General features: G+C 74.4%; 11 protein-coding genes. 7 read left to right on the top strand and 4 right to left on the bottom strand.

The features are described 5' to 3' along the window. Positions 1-75: 75 nt before the first annotated feature. The gene (locus tag ACIP9H_RS19735; protein WP_401959930.1) at positions 76-3,153 is read right to left on the bottom strand and encodes an alpha-L-rhamnosidase N-terminal domain-containing protein; all 3,078 of its coding nucleotides are present in this window, start codon (positions 3,151-3,153) and stop codon (positions 76-78) included. Positions 3,154-3,390: 237 nt separating this feature from the next. Here ACIP9H_RS19735 and ACIP9H_RS19730 point away from each other — a divergent pair, with 237 nt between their 5' ends. After that, positions 3,391-3,843 (top strand): GNAT family N-acetyltransferase, encoded by a 453-nt coding sequence (locus tag ACIP9H_RS19730; RefSeq protein ID WP_401589022.1) that lies wholly within the window; start codon positions 3,391-3,393, stop codon positions 3,841-3,843. Here ACIP9H_RS19730 and ACIP9H_RS19725 read toward each other — a convergent pair. Next, the gene (locus tag ACIP9H_RS19725) at positions 3,827-4,513 is read right to left on the bottom strand and encodes a gamma-glutamyl-gamma-aminobutyrate hydrolase family protein (protein ID WP_401589019.1); all 687 of its coding nucleotides are present in this window, start codon (positions 4,511-4,513) and stop codon (positions 3,827-3,829) included. The two genes, ACIP9H_RS19730 and ACIP9H_RS19725, sit on opposite strands and share 17 nt — an antisense overlap. A 106-nt stretch (positions 4,514-4,619) precedes the next feature. Here ACIP9H_RS19725 and ACIP9H_RS19720 point away from each other — a divergent pair, with 106 nt between their 5' ends. Genes ACIP9H_RS19720 through ACIP9H_RS19705 form a run of 4 tightly spaced genes read left to right on the top strand, consistent with a single transcriptional unit; the run spans position 4,620 to position 9,183 of the window. Next, positions 4,620-5,996 carry a glutamine synthetase family protein gene (locus ACIP9H_RS19720; protein ID WP_401589016.1) on the top strand — a complete coding sequence of 459 codons (1,377 nt, stop codon included), beginning with the start codon at positions 4,620-4,622 and terminating at the stop codon, positions 5,994-5,996. Positions 5,997-6,013: 17 nt separating this feature from the next. Beyond that, positions 6,014-7,381: an aldehyde dehydrogenase family protein gene (locus ACIP9H_RS19715; RefSeq protein ID WP_401589478.1), complete on the top strand. Its 1,368-nt coding sequence runs from the start codon at positions 6,014-6,016 to the stop codon at positions 7,379-7,381. Between the two features lie 8 nt (positions 7,382-7,389). After that, positions 7,390-8,178 (top strand): 3-oxoacyl-ACP reductase, encoded by a 789-nt coding sequence (locus ACIP9H_RS19710; protein ID WP_401959928.1) that lies wholly within the window; start codon positions 7,390-7,392, stop codon positions 8,176-8,178. Between the two features lie 54 nt (positions 8,179-8,232). Next, on the top strand, positions 8,233-9,183 hold the full coding sequence (locus tag ACIP9H_RS19705; RefSeq protein WP_401589475.1) for a DUF2510 domain-containing protein: 951 nt from the start codon (positions 8,233-8,235) through the stop codon (positions 9,181-9,183). A 65-nt stretch (positions 9,184-9,248) separates the two neighbouring features. On the opposite strand, the gene ACIP9H_RS19700 is transcribed toward ACIP9H_RS19705, so the two are convergent. Beyond that, on the bottom strand, positions 9,249-10,451 hold the full coding sequence (locus tag ACIP9H_RS19700) for an amino acid deaminase/aldolase (protein WP_401589010.1): 1,203 nt from the start codon (positions 10,449-10,451) through the stop codon (positions 9,249-9,251). A 148-nt stretch (positions 10,452-10,599) separates the two neighbouring features. Between ACIP9H_RS19700 and ACIP9H_RS19695 the strand changes: the two genes are divergently transcribed. Both ACIP9H_RS19695 and mycP read left to right on the top strand, forming a co-directional pair. After that, a complete protein-coding gene (locus ACIP9H_RS19695; RefSeq protein ID WP_401589007.1) occupies positions 10,600-11,622 on the top strand; it encodes a hypothetical protein in 1,023 nt (340 codons plus the stop codon). Beyond that, on the top strand, positions 11,619-12,830 hold the full coding sequence (mycP, locus tag ACIP9H_RS19690) for a type VII secretion-associated serine protease mycosin (RefSeq protein ID WP_401589004.1): 1,212 nt from the start codon (positions 11,619-11,621) through the stop codon (positions 12,828-12,830). Before ACIP9H_RS19695 ends, mycP begins: the two co-directional genes overlap by 4 nt. Here the strand turns inward: mycP and ACIP9H_RS19685 are convergent. Next, complete coding sequence (locus ACIP9H_RS19685; RefSeq protein ID WP_401589001.1) at positions 12,796-13,812, bottom strand: serine hydrolase; 1,017 nt, start codon at positions 13,810-13,812, stop codon at positions 12,796-12,798. The genes mycP and ACIP9H_RS19685 overlap by 35 nt on opposite strands. Positions 13,813-13,889 lie beyond the last annotated feature (77 nt).

The following is a 13,889-nucleotide window of genomic DNA, read 5'->3' as shown; positions in this document are numbered from 1 at the left end:
GCCGCGTCACCGCAGCGGGAAGGGCCCCGGCGCACGCGCCGGGGCCCTTCGTGTGCGAGGGGCGTGCCCCTCAGGTCAGCCGCGGCCCACGGACGTGAACGCCGTCCGCCCCGATCCGACGCGGTACACCGCCCGCCCGTCCTGGACGCCCAGGTACGCCGCGCGGCCGCCGGACACGGTGTAGCGGCCGCCGTCCACCACCGGCAGGGCGACCGTCGCCGTGACGTTGACCGGCACCTCGACCGAGGTGTCCACGCCGTGCCGCTTGCGGGTCCAGCTGACCCCCACCGTGCCGCGCTCGGTCCACTGCGTGCCGGAGGCGTGGCTCACCCCCGCGTCCGCCGGGGCGATCCGCACCGACGAGCCGCCGGAACCGGTGACGGTGAGGCCGAGCACGCCCTCGAGCACGCCGACCGCTCCCGCGCCGCCCCAGCCGTGCGACATGCTCTCGCTGTTGCTCTGCGAGACCTGGCTCCCGGTGCAGGAACTCGTGGCGCAGCCCGGCGTCCACTGCTCCCACATGAAGGTGCCGCCCTCGGCGAGGACCTGGGCCGGGCCGTCGGCGGAGGGGTCGGTGAGGATCCGCACCAGCGTGTCCGGCCGGTCGGTGACCCGCAGCGCCTCCAGCAGGGTGCGCAGCGTCATCGGGCCCTGCTGCATCCCCAGCGCGTCCATGCCGTCGCCGAGGGCCGCGTACTCCGACGGCGCGGCCACGCCGTAGGCGACCGGGAAGGACTGCGCGTGCTCGCCCTGGTGGGCGATGCGCGCACCGTCCGCCGTCAGGCCGTCCGACCACAGACCGCTGACGGGGTCCCGCAGCTGCGCGCGCATCGCGGTGGCGACGCTCTCCGCCCGGTCCCCGTACGCGGCACCGGTGGCGTGGTCGCCGAGCTCCGCCGCGGCCTCCGCGACGGAGCGCAGCGCGCCGACGCCGAGCGCGTTGACGACGGTGCGGTCGACGTTGCCGTCGGTGACGTAGCCGTACCGCATGGGCGCCGGCCAGTCGATGATGCCGTGCAGATAGGCGCCGCTGCCGCCGGGCAGGTCGGCGACCAGGCCCCGGTCGTCGACCGCCGACCAGATGTAGTCGGCGATGTTGCGCATCACCGGGAGGGCCTGCGCGAGCAACTGCCGGTCGCCGGTGGTCCGGTAGTAGCGCAGCACCCACTCGGGGAACATCTCGGTGTAGTCGGGGATGTCCCGCTTGGCGTCGCCGTTGGGGTAGACGGCGTTCATGGCGCCGTTCGGCCAGTAGCGTGCCTGCGAGTTCATGAAGGAGACGATGGCCTGGCGGGTCAGGCCGCGCTCCCCGTTCGCGGTCATGGTCGCGAAGGACTCGTCGACGGTGTCGCCGAGGAACTGGCCCTTCTCGCGGGTCGGGGTGTCGAGGAAGACGTTCTGCGCCGACTGGAGCGCCGAACGCTGCATCAGGTCGAAGACCTGGTCCAACGTGTCGTCGCTGCTGCGGAAGGTCGCGTCGTGCGGCGCGTCGGTGTTCTGGACGACGGCGCTGATGTCGTGCGCCGTCAGCTTCTCGCCGGGGTCGCTGATCTGGAGGTAGCGCCAGCCCCAGTAGGTGAAGGGCTGCGCGGTCTGCCGGCCGTCCTTCTCGGTGAAGAAGAAGCGCATGTTGCTGCCCTGGGTGTCCAGACCGGACGTGCCCGCGCGGGAGTTGTCCACCCAGCGGCCCGCGGCGTGGTCCTCGCGCAGCGGGCGGTCCAGGGTGACGGTGGTGCCGTCCACCGCGGTGACGGTACGGGACTCCGGATTCCCGGGGCCGTAACCGTCGGCGGGCCCGTCGACGGTGATCGCGTCGCCGGTGTGGACGTTGGCCGTGCTGGCGAGCGTCACGGCGGTGTCGCCCCTGGCCGCGGCCGCGTTCAGCGTGGAGTTGCTGCGCCGGTAGCTGGTGGTGAACGTCAGCTGCCGGCCCGCGGTGCCGGAGTCGAGCCGGACGGAGGGCACCGCGGCGTACACCTTCCCGAAGTCGGCGAAGACGGTGCCGTCGGGCAGGCGCAGCACCGAGACCGGGTGGACGGTGCTCTGCGACAGGTGGGCCTGGAGCGCCGACAGGTGGGTGAACGCGCACGGCGACGAACCGCCGGAGTATGCGGCGCAGCTGACGGGGTTCGGGCGCGGGTGCGTGCCGACGACGGTGGCGGCGGCCCACGCGCTGTCGTCGTAGCCGGCGGTGTCCCAGCCGGTCGGCTCGGCGGTGGCGTCGTAGTACTCGACGCGGTCGCCGGAGTCGCTGTTGCGGTACGTCAGGGTGTCGACGCGCTGGGGGTCGTAGCGGTGCACCTTCCAGCTGCCGTCGGACACCGCCACGTCACGGCTGCCGTCGGCGTGCTCGACGACCACCTTGACCAGCGTGCCCGAGGGGCCCTCGGGGCCGGCCGGCCCGTTGGCCCGGCCCTGGCACTTGCACGACCAGTAGTGCGTCAGCACGCCGACGGCCAGGTCCCGGCCGGCCTTGACGCCCTGTACGGCGGCGACGTCGTAGAAGCCCTCGCCCGCGTACTCGTAGGAGGAACTGCGCTGCACCTGGGCGCCGTTGACGTCGACCTGCCAGTCCCCGGCGGCCGCGACCCAGATCCGGGTACGGACCACGGGGCTGCCCGCCGAGACCCGCAGCACCTTGCGCGCGGCCGTCCACTCGTTGGCGGCGTCGTTGCCCGTGGCGGGGCGGCGGATCCACTGGGCGCCCGACCAGTCCTGGTCGCCCAGCCCGGCGCCGAAGGAGGCCTCGCGCGAGTAGGGCGAGGCCTCGCCCGCGCGGTCCCAGGTCCTGACCTGCCAGCGGTACGTGGCGCCGGGGGCCGGCGCGGGACCGCCGTAGGGCACCCAGGACTGCTCGGAGCCGGCGACCTTGCCGCTGTCCCAGACCGTGCGCCCGGCGGAGTCGCGGACGAGGATGCGGTAGGCGGTCTGGATCTCGCCGGGGTCCTTGTCCTGCGGCAGCCAGCCGAACTGCGGTGCTCCGTCGACCGCGAGGGGGTCGGTCCGGTCGTCGACCGTCAGGCCGTCCGGCGCCTGCGGGGCATGGTTGCGGGGGGCCCGGTCGGCGAAGGCCTGGGGCGTGCCCGCGAGCACCATGCCGAGGGCGAGCGCGAGCAGCGCGAGCCGGCGTACGAGGGGTGGACGTCGTTTCATGAACACCTCATTGGTATCGCGACGCGTTTTAACGTTTCAATCCATGGGCGCGCAAAAGGGCGGCGCGCCGGGGCGGCCGTGGTCACGGGGTAGGTGGGTGGTGGACGTCAAAGGGGTGATTGATACGTTTCAAACACCCTTGCGGAGCCTAGGGAGCACCGCGGCCCACTGTCAACGGTCGTGCACGCGCCAACCCCGCTTCCCGGCCGGGCCGCCGCCGACCCTAGGGTGAACCGCATGAGTGACCTGCACATGCGCCCCGCCACGCCCGCCGACCTGCCCGAGATCGTCGCGATGTTCGCCGACGACGCGCTCGGCAGCGGCCGCGAGACCCCCGACGACATGGCGCCGTACCTCGCGGCGTTCGAGCGCGTCGCGGCGGACCCGGGGCAGCACGTCGTCGTCGCGGAGCGGGACGGCCGGCTCGTGGGCGTGCTGCAGCTGTCGGTGATCCCCGGGCTCTCACGGCGCGGCGCGACGCGCTCCGTCATCGAGGCGGTGCGCGTGCACCGCTCGGCCCGCGGCGGCGGCCTGGGGACGGCGATGATCGAGTGGGCCGTCGAGGAGTCCCGCCGGCTGGACTGCGCGCTGGTGCAGCTCACCTCCGACGTCTCCCGCACCGACGCGCACCGCTTCTACGAGCGGCTCGGCTTCACCGGCTCCCACGTCGGCTTCAAGCTGCAGCTCTGACCAGCGCCCGCATCACCCGGTCGTCCGTGCCGTCCATCTCCGGGTGCCACTGCACCCCCAGCACGAAGGCCTCCCCGGGCAGCTCGACCGCCTCGGGCGTGCCGTCCTCGGCATGGGCGGCGACCAGCAGGTCCCGGCCGAGGGCGTCGACCGCCTGGTGGTGGTAGGTGGGCACGGAGACGGCCTCCGGGACCGCCGCCGCGTACCGCGTGCCGGGCACCGGCTTGACGACGTGGCCGCCGAAGACCCCGGCGGCCGGTCCGCGGTGGCCGTCCAGGTGCTGCACGAGCGTGCCGCCGAGGGCGACGTTGAGCAGCTGCATGCCGCGGCAGATGCCCAGCAGCGGCACACCGCCCGCCAGAGCGGCCCCGATCAGGGCGAGTTCCCAGGCGTCGCGCTCCCGGGCCGGCGGGTCGGTGCGCGGGTCGCGCTCCGCCCCGTAGGTCCCCGGGTCGACGTCCGGGCCGCCCGCCACGACGAGCCCGTCCAGCCGCGCCACGGTCTGCGCGGCCAGCTCCGGCAGGTCCGGCGGGAGCATCGCGGCGAGCCCGCCCGCGCGCTGCACCAGCAGCGGATACCCGGCCGGCAGCAGGGCCGCGGGCAGCTCCCAGGCACCCCAGCGGGCGGAACCGACCCAGTAGGTGCTGATCCCGATGAGCGGACGGGCCACATGAGCCTCCCGGCGACGCGCGGATTTCTTCCCGCACCGTACCCAACCCGCCCTCCCGGCCCGTACTTTTGGATCACCTGTCGGCCGGTAGAAGAGGTGACCACCCGTGGAGCACCGAACAGCCCCGCTCAGCACCCACGACCTGAGGCGTCTTGTCGACTCCGGCGAGGTCGACACCGTGGTCGTGGCCTTCACCGACATGCAGGGCCGCCTCCAGGGCAAGCGCTGCGCCGCACGCCACTTCCTCGACGACGTCCTGGAGCACGGCACCGAGGGCTGCAACTACCTGCTGGCCGTGGACGCCGACATGAACACCGTCGACGGCTACGCCCTGTCGTCCTGGGAGCGCGGCTACGGCGACTTCGCCCTCCACCCCGACCTCGGCACGCTGCGCCGCACCCCCTGGGACGCGGGAACCGCCCTGGTCATCGCCGACCTGCGGCTGCTGGACCACGACGCGGCACCCGTCGGCCCCTCGCCCCGGCAGATCCTGCGCCGGCAGCTGGAGCGGCTCGCCGGGCGCGGCTGGACCGCGTACACGGGGACCGAGCTGGAGTTCATCGTCTTCAAGGACACCTACGAGCAGGCCTGGAACAGCGGCTACCGCGGCCTGACGCCCGCCAACCAGTACAACGTCGACTACTCGCTGCTGGGCACCGGCCGCATCGAGCCGCTGCTGCGCCGCATCCGCAACGAGATGGGCGCGGCCGGCATGCGCGTGGAGTCCGCCAAGGGGGAGTGCAACCTCGGGCAGCACGAGATCGCCTTCCGCTACGACGAGGCCCTGGTCACCTGCGACCAGCACAGCGTCTACAAGACCGGCGCCAAGTCGATCGCGGCGCAGGAGGGTTACGCGCTGACCTTCATGGCCAAGTACAACGAGCGCGAGGGGAACTCCTGCCACATCCACCTCTCTCTGCGCGACGGCGACGGCAACCCCGTCTTCGCGGGGGAGGAGCCGGGTGGGATGTCGGAGACGATGCGCCACTTCCTCGCCGGGCAGCTCGCCGCGCTGCGCGACTTCGCGCTGCTGTACGCGCCCAACATCAACTCCTACAAGCGCTTCCGGCCCGGTTCCTTCGCCCCGACCGCCGTTGCGTGGGGCCCGGACAACCGCACCTGCGCGCTGCGCGTCGTCGGCCACTCCCCGGCCGCGCTGCGCCTGGAGAACCGTGTGCCGGGCGGCGACGTGAACCCGTACCTGGCCGTGGCCGGCATGGTCGCCGCCGGCCTGTACGGGGTGGAGAACAAGCTCGCCCTCCCCGAGCCCGTGACGGGCAACGCCTACGCGGCGGACGGCGTGGCACACGTCCCCACCACGCTGCGCGAGGCCGCCGCCCTGTGGCAGGACAGCCCGATCGCGCGGGCGGCGTTCGGCGACGAGGTCGTCGAGCACTACGCGAACATGGCCCGCGTCGAGCAGGACGCGTACGACACCGCCGTGACCGACTGGGAGCGCTACCGCTCCTTCGAACGCATGTGAGGCCCGCAGTGCCCGATGTGCTGGACACCCTGGAAGTGCTCAACCCGGCCACCGAGGAGGTGATCGCCACCGTCCCCGCGGCGGGTCCCGCGGACGTGGACGCCGCCGTCGCGCGGGCCGCCCGCGCCCAGACCGCCTGGGCGGCCCTGGCCCCGGCGGACCGGGCCCGGCTGCTGCGCCGCTTCGCGGCGGCGGTCGACGGCCACGTGGAGGAACTGGCCGCCCTGGAGGTGCGGCAGGCCGGTCACACGATCGGCAACGCGCGCTGGGAGGCCGGCAACGTCCGCGACCTGCTGGAGTACGCGGCCGGCGGGGTGGAGCGCCTGATGGGACGTCAGATCCCGGTGCCCGGCGGCATCGACGTCACCTTCCTGGAACCGCTGGGCGTCGTCGGCGTCATCGCGCCCTGGAACTTCCCCATGCCCATCGCCGCCTGGGGCACCGCCCCCGCGCTCGCGGCGGGCAACGCGGTGATCCTCAAGCCCGCGGAGACCACCCCGCTGACCGCGCTGCGGCTCGCGGAGCTCGCGCTTCAGGCCGGGCTGCCCGAGCACCTCTTCCAGGTGCTGCCGGGCCGGGGGCCCGTCGCGGGCAACGCCCTGGTGGAGCACCCGGGCGTGGCGAAGATCGTCTTCACCGGCTCGACCCGGGTCGGCAAGCAGATCATGGCCAAGGGCGCGGACACCCTCAAGCGGGTCACCCTCGAACTCGGCGGCAAGTCGCCCAACATCGTCTTCGCCGACGCGGACCTGGAGAAGGCGGCGGCGACCGCCCCCCTGTCCTTCCTCGACAACGCCGGACAGGACTGCTGCGCCCGCACCCGCATCCTCGTGCAGCGCACCGCGTACGACCGGTTCATGGCCCTGCTGGAGCCCGCCGTCCTGGCCGTCGGCGTCGGCGACCCGGCCGACCCCGCGACCGCGATGGGACCGCTGATCTCCGCCGTGCAGCGCGACCGGGTGCGGGAGTACGTGGCCACCGCGGCGCCCGCGGCGATCCGCGGCACCGCGCCGGAGGGCAAGGGCTTCTGGTACCCGCCGACCGTGCTCGCGCCCGCCGACCCGGGGGAGCGCGTCGCGGTGGAGGAGGTCTTCGGGCCGGTCGCCGTCGTCCTGCCCTTCGAGGACGAGGCCGACGCGCTGCGGCTGGCCAACGCCACCCCGTACGGCCTGTCGGGCTCGATCTGGACCCGTGACGTCGGCCGCGCCCTGCGGCTCGCCCGGGGCACCGCGGCCGGCAACCTGTCGGTCAACTCCCACAGCTCGGTGCGCTACTGGACACCGTTCGGCGGCTTCAAGCAGTCGGGGCTCGGGCGCGAGCTCGGCCCCGACGCGCTGGCCGCCTTCACCGAGACCAAGAACGTCTTCATCAGCACGGAGGAGTGATCCCGGCAATGACGCAAGCAGAGACAGCGGTGTGCCGCCGCCTGGTGGGCCGGACGGCGGTGGTCACCGGCGCCGGCAGCGGCATCGGGCTCGCCTCGGCGCGCCGGCTGGCCTCCGAGGGCGCCCACGTCGTGTGCGCCGACATCGACGAGAGCGCGGGCAAGGCGGCGGCCGAGGAGGTCGGCGGGCTGTTCGTGAGGACGGACGTCACCGACGCCGAGCAGGTCGAGGCCCTGTTCCGGACCGCGTACGACACCTACGGCTCGGTCGACGTCGCCTTCAACAACGCCGGCATCTCGCCCCCCGACGACGACTCGATCCTCACCACCGGCATCGACGCCTGGCGCCGGGTGCAGGAGGTCAACCTCACGTCGGTCTACCTGTGCTGCAAGGCGGCGCTGCCCTACATGCAGCGGCAGGGCAAGGGCTCGATCATCAACACCGCGAGCTTTGTGGCGGTCATGGGCGCGGCGACCTCCCAGATCTCGTACACCGCCTCCAAGGGCGGCGTGCTGGCGATGTCGCGCGAACTGGGCGTGCAGTTCGCCCGCGAGGGCATCCGGGTCAACGCGCTGTGCCCGGGACCGGTCAACACCCCGCTGCTACGGGAACTGTTCGCCAAGGACCCCGAGCGCGCCGCCCGCCGGCTGGTGCACATCCCCGTCGGGCGCTTCGCGGAGGCGGAGGAGATCGCGGCCGCCGTGGCCTTCCTCGCCAGTGACGACGCGTCCTTCATCACCGGTGCGGAGTTCCTGGTCGACGGCGGGATCGCGGGGGCGTACGTGACCCCTCTGTGACCGGTGGTCTGACGGGAATCTTAGGGCCCTGGCCTTAGGGTGACGCCCGTGACCATGACGACCCCGCCCGGCTGGTACCCAGAACCCGGGCAGACAGGAAACGGCCCGGCACTCGAGCGCTGGTGGGACGGGTCCGCGTGGACCGAGTACACCCGCGGCACCCAGGTCCCCGCCCCGGTGTTCGACGCCGGGGCGCCGGGCTGGCCGGCGTACCCCGCCGCCTTCCCCGCCGCGCCGCGCAAGCGGCGCGGCGGCCTGATCGCGATCGCCGTCGTCGCCGCGGTCGTGGTGGCCGGCGCGGTCGTCGGCGGCGTCGTCGCCCTCGGCAGGGGCAGCGACTCCGGCGCGGACTCCGCCCGGCCCGCCCCCTCGGTCACGGCCCCCGGCCCCGGCCGGGAGGGCGGGAACGGCCCCGACGGCAACGGCCCGGGCGGCGGCCCCGGCGGCGGCCAGGACAACCTGCCCAAGGCCGACCCCGGCTTCGCCGTCGACCTGGTGGACGGCATCAGCCTCCCCGTCCCCGACAGCTGGACGGGCGGCACGAGCCGCGACGGGCTCGCCCAGCTCACCGTGGGCGAGTACGCCTGCCCCGGCGACACCGCGAACACCTGCGTGCGCGGCGGCGTCTTCTCCATGCCCGCCGCGGCGGTGAAGCTGAAGTCCACCACCGCCGAGGCCGCGGCCAAGGAGGACATCGCGGGCAATGCCGAGGAGTCCTACGGCGGCAAGATCTACGGCGGTCTCACCTCGCACACGCAACTGCTGTCGCAGAAGACCACGGTCGCCGGCCAGCAGGGCTGGCTGGTGCGCTGGAAGGTCGTCACGAAGAAGGGCGACGACGGCTACGTCCAGTCGCTGGTGTTCCCCTCGCCGCAGGACCCCGCCAGGCTCGTGCTGGTCCGCTCCGGCTTCGACATCAACGACAAGGCGCCGGAACTCTCGGTGATGGACGACATCGTCAAGGGCATCAAGGCCGTCGGCTCCGGGGGCGGCACGGGCATCTGACCCGCCCGCCGCACGCCTCCGTTCCCGCCGGTGCCCCGGCGCGCACGGAGGCGTGCGCGCGACCTCTAGAGGAACGTCTTGCCCTCGCCCCGGTACGTCGGGACCGTCGCCACGACCCGGTCGCCCTCCACGAGCCGCAGCGTGTCGAACCGCTCGCACAGCTCGCCCGCCTTCGCGTGCCGGAACCACACCTTGTCGCCGATCAGCAGATCGTCCGCGGCGGACCCGATCAGCGGGGTCTGCACCTCGCCCGGACCCTCCTGCGGGTCGTAGCGCAGCCCCTCCGGCAGGTACGGCACCGGCAGCCGGTCCGCGCCCGCCGCTCCCGAGGCCGGGTAGCCGCCGCCGAGCACGGTCACCACGCCGACCCCCGGGCGCCGGACCACCGGCTGGGCGAAGAGCGCCGCAGGGCGGCCCCGGAACGAGGTGTAGTTGTCGAACAGCCGCGGCACGTACAGCCCGGACCCGGCCGCGATCTCCGTCACCGCGTCCTCGGCGGCCGTGCTCTGCACACTGCCCGTGCCGCCGCCGTTGACGAACTCGAGCCCCGGCGCGACCTCCCGCACCGCCCGCACGACCGCGGCCCGTCGCGCCGCCAGTTCCCTGCGCGCCCGCGCCTGCATCAGCCGGATCGCCCGCGAGCGCACCGGACGTCCCGCGATCGCGTCGCCGACCCCGGCCACATGCCCCTCGTACGCCATGATCCCGACCAGGCGGAAGCCGGGCCGCCGGGCCACCTCGCCCGCCAGCGCGGCCAGTTGGGCGGGCTGGTGCAGCGGGGAGCGCAGCGCGCCGACGCGGACGCGGCCGCCCAGCATCCGCAGCGAGGTGTCCATCTCCAGGCAGACCCGCACGATCTCCGAACCGCCCGCGCGGGAGGAGTCGATCAGGTCGAGCTGGGCCACGTCGTCGACCATGACCGTGACCGCCGCCGCCAGCTTCGGGTCCGAGGCCACTTCCGCGTAGCCGGCACGGTCCGCCGAGGGGTAGGCGAGCAGCACGTCGTCGAAGCCCGAGCGGGCCAGCCACACCGACTCCGCCAGCGTGTACGACATGATCCCGGCGAAGCCCTCGCGGCCGAGCACCCGCTCCAGCAGCGCCCGGCAGCGCACGGACTTCGAGGCCACCCGTATCGGTTTGCCGCCGGCACGTCGTACCAGGTCGGCGGCGTTGGCGTCGAACGCCTCCAGGTCCACGACCGCCAAGGGCGCGTCGAGGTCGGCGGTGGCCCGGTCGTAGCGGGCCCGGTCTGCTGCGCGATCAGACATGCGCGCAGCTTGCCAGAATGCCCCTACCGAGCGGTAGGGGCAAGTGATCCGTACTCGCACCGCGCGGGGCGCCCACGACCAGTAGAGTGACGCCGCAGGTCCAATGCGCGAACAGGCCGTGTCCGAACCGGCCGTGAGGGGGCACCGGGTGAGCACCGGTTTCGACAGCGGGGGCACCACCCCCCGGCCGAGCTGGTCACCGCGCCCCATACCCCCCACCTCCGCCGCCTGGCCCCCGCCCGCCGCGGCCGGCCCCGCGGGCGCCGGCTGGCCCGGGATCGCCGGCCTGCCGCCGCAGCCGGGCCACCCGCCCGCGATCGCGTGGTCCTCGCCCGTCCCGCAGCCCGCCCCGCCGCCGCGTCCGCCGGGCGTCGCCGCCCACGCCGCGCAGGCCCGGCCGCGCGCGGCCGCGGCCGCGCTCTGCCTGGTGCTCGGCCTCGGACTGCTCGGCGGAGCGGCGGCCGGACTGTGGATCAACCACGAGCCCGCCACCCCGGCCCCCACCGCGGCGCAGATCAGCGCACGGCAGTTCGCGCAGGCCCGCGCCCTGTGGCACAGCACGCCGGTCGACACGCTCTTCCCGCCCGTACTGGACGGCCGCGGCGCGGGCCCCGGCGGCGCCGACCGCACCTGGACGCGGATCGGCGTGGCCCCGCCGAGCGGCTGTGCCGAGGCCTTCGACCCGCTGCTGGCCCAGGTGCTGCGGCCGGCCGGCTGCGTGAAGCTGCTCCGTGCCACGTACACCGACGCCTCGGCCGGGGCGGTGACGACCGTCGGACTCCTCGTCACCTCGGCCGGCGCCCCGGTCATGCGCGGGCTCCACGACCGGTGGACCACCCAGCGGCTCGGCTCCCGCGCCGACCTGATGCCCCGTCCGGTCGCCTTCCCCGGAACGGTGTCGGCGGGCTTCGGCGACAAGCAGCGCGCCACCTGGACCGTGGACATCGCCGCCGACCTGCCCGTGGTCGTGTACGCGGTCAGCGGCTTCGCCGACGGCCGCGAGACCGCCGTCCCCCAGCCCGTCGCCTCCGCGGTCGCCGACGGCGCCACCGCGGCCCCCGCCCAGGCCGGCCTCGGCCACGACGCCAAGGCCCTCGCCGACACCGTCGGCAGCCGGGTCCGGCAGGCCGCGCGGTCGCTGACGGCGTCCCCCTCGGGAGGCGCGCGATGAGGGCCGGCACGATGCGGCGCGTCGCCGCGGCAGTGGTCGCGGCCGCCGGACTCGCCCTGGTCCCGGTCGTCCCGGCGCACGCCGACGCGGTACGGGACGCGGACTGGGCGCTGGACGCCCTGCACGCACAGGACGCGTGGCGGACGACGAAGGGCCGCGGCGTCACCGTCGCCGTCCTGGACACCGGCGTGGACGACACCCACCCCGACCTGACCGGGCAGGTGCTCCAGGGCAAGGACCTGATCGGCTTCGGCGACGGCCGCGGGGACGACGCGTGGGCCCGGCACGGCACCGGCATGGCGGGCATCATCGCGGGCCACGGCCACGGTCCCGGCGGCGAGGACGGCGTGATGGGCATCGCGCCCGAGGCCAAGATCCTCCCGGTGCGCGTGATACTGGAGGACAAGGACCCGCAGCGCAAGAAGGCCCGCACCACCCGCGGCGGCGCGCTGTCCGAGGGCATCCGGTGGGCCGCCGACCACGGCGCGGACGTCATCAACCTCTCCCTCGGCGACGACAGCCGCACCGCCCACCCCGAGGCGCAGGAGGACGACGCCATCCAGTACGCCCTGAGCAAGGGCGTGGTCGTGGTGGCCTCCGCGGGCAACGGCGGCGAGCAGGGCAATCGGGCCTCGTACCCGGCCGCGTACCCGGGCGTCATCGCCGTCGCGGCCGTCGACCGCTACGGCACCCGCGCCGCCTTCTCCACCCGGCGCTGGTACGCGGCCGTCTCCGCGCCCGGCGTCGACGTGGTCATCGCCGACCCCAACCGCCGCTACTACGAGGGGTGGGGCACCAGTACGGCCTCGGCCTACGTCTCCGGCACCGTCGCGCTCATCCGCTCCGCGCATCCGAAGCTGAGCCCGGCCCAGGTCAAGCGGCTGCTGGAGGACACCGCGCGGGACGCCCCGCCCGGCGGGCGCAGCGACTCCGTCGGCTACGGACTGGTGGACCCGGCAGCGGCCCTCGCGGCGGCGGACCACCTGCGGCCGCAGAGCCCGGCCCCGAGCCCCGCCCGCTACCCGCGCAGGTACTTCGGCCCCGGTCCCGGCGCCGCGCGCGCGGCGGCCGCCGTGCACGGGGACACCTTCGGCGACGGGATCGCCGCCGCGTTCGCCGCCGCCGGCGCCGTCCTGGTCGGTGTCGCGGCCGCACTGTGGCTGCGGCCCCGGTTCACGACGCGGCGGAACCGCCCGCAGCCCTGGTGAACGCCGCCACCGCCGCCTCGGCCGCGTCCTCGACCAGCGCGATGCCTTCGGCCTGTGTCGCGCTGCCGCGCGAGACGACGGCGACCAGGTAGGTGTGACCGCCCGAGGTGATCCGGCCGATGCTGTTGATGTCCCACAGCGAGGTCGTACTCCGTTGCAGCCAGCCGTTCTTGACCTCGAAGTCGCCGTCGGCCGCGCTCGTCACCCCCCAGTTCTGGCCCGCGTCGACCCGGCCCATCAACTGGCGTATGTAGGTGCGCGAGGCCGTGTCCAGCACTCCGTGTGATCCGAACACCCCCCGCAGCAGTGTCAGTTGGTCCGCCGCGGTGGTCTGCGTCAGCCCCCACAGCAGTCCGCCGCCGCCGGTCGTCCCCGTCAGGCCCAGGCGCTTGTTCGCCGCGTCGAGACCGGCGGCGCGCCCTATGCGCTGCCACAGTTCCAGGGCCGCCGCGTTGTCGCTGTCCTCGATCATGACCTCGGCCCGGGCCCGCTCGTGCGCGGTCAGGGCCCGCCCGGCGTCCTGCGCCTGGAGCAGCAGCGCGGCGAGGATGTCCACCTTGACGATGCTCGCGGTGTCGTACGCCCCCTGTCCGTACACCGCGCTGTCCCCCGACGCGGTGTCCGTGATCGCGACCGAGTACTCCGCGCGGCCGCCGCCGGTCACGCCCGCGAGCGCCGTGCCGACGACGTCGTCGAAGTCCACCTCCACGTGTCGTTCGGCCTCGCCCGAGACCACGTCCGCCGGCACCTCCGGCGTCGTCGTCCCGGGCACCGCCGGGACCGGCGCGGCCGGCACATGCCGGTGGGTCGCGGACACGGACAGCACGGCGGTCAGCGCCGCGGTCGTCACGACCGCGACGGCCGCCACGTCGCGCACCGCCCCGTGCGGGCGCGCGCCCTCCGGGCCGGAGCGTTCACGGGAGCGGTCACGACGGCGGCCGGCGAACCGGCGTCGCCACGGGGCGGACGAGTCGGGTGCCATGTCCGTGAAGCTAGGGACCGAACCTGCGGGTCCCATGAGAGAGGCATTAAGGACCGGTAACAATCGCCCCGAGTCCT

The organism is Streptomyces sp. NPDC088732 (genome assembly GCF_044751205.1).
Lineage (GTDB): Bacteria > Actinomycetota > Actinomycetes > Streptomycetales > Streptomycetaceae > Actinacidiphila.
Note: the sequence above shows the minus strand (reverse complement) of the source record. Positions and strands in the feature narration are given on the sequence as shown.

Bases quoted from the DNA above. Each gene is read 5' to 3' on its own strand.
- ACIP9H_RS19735 (WP_401959930.1), bottom strand. From the start codon at position 3,153: ATGAAACGACGTCCACCCCTCGTACGCCGGCTCGCGCTGCTCGCGCTC.
- ACIP9H_RS19730 (WP_401589022.1), top strand. From the start codon at position 3,391: ATGAGTGACCTGCACATGCGCCCCGCCACGCCCGCCGACCTGCCCGAG.
- ACIP9H_RS19710 (WP_401959928.1), top strand. From the start codon at position 7,390: ATGACGCAAGCAGAGACAGCGGTGTGCCGCCGCCTGGTGGGCCGGACG.
- ACIP9H_RS19705 (WP_401589475.1), top strand. From the start codon at position 8,233: ATGACGACCCCGCCCGGCTGGTACCCAGAACCCGGGCAGACAGGAAAC.
- ACIP9H_RS19700 (WP_401589010.1), bottom strand. From the start codon at position 10,451: ATGTCTGATCGCGCAGCAGACCGGGCCCGCTACGACCGGGCCACCGCC.
- mycP (WP_401589004.1), top strand. From the start codon at position 11,619: ATGAGGGCCGGCACGATGCGGCGCGTCGCCGCGGCAGTGGTCGCGGCC.
- ACIP9H_RS19685 (WP_401589001.1), bottom strand. From the start codon at position 13,812: ATGGCACCCGACTCGTCCGCCCCGTGGCGACGCCGGTTCGCCGGCCGC.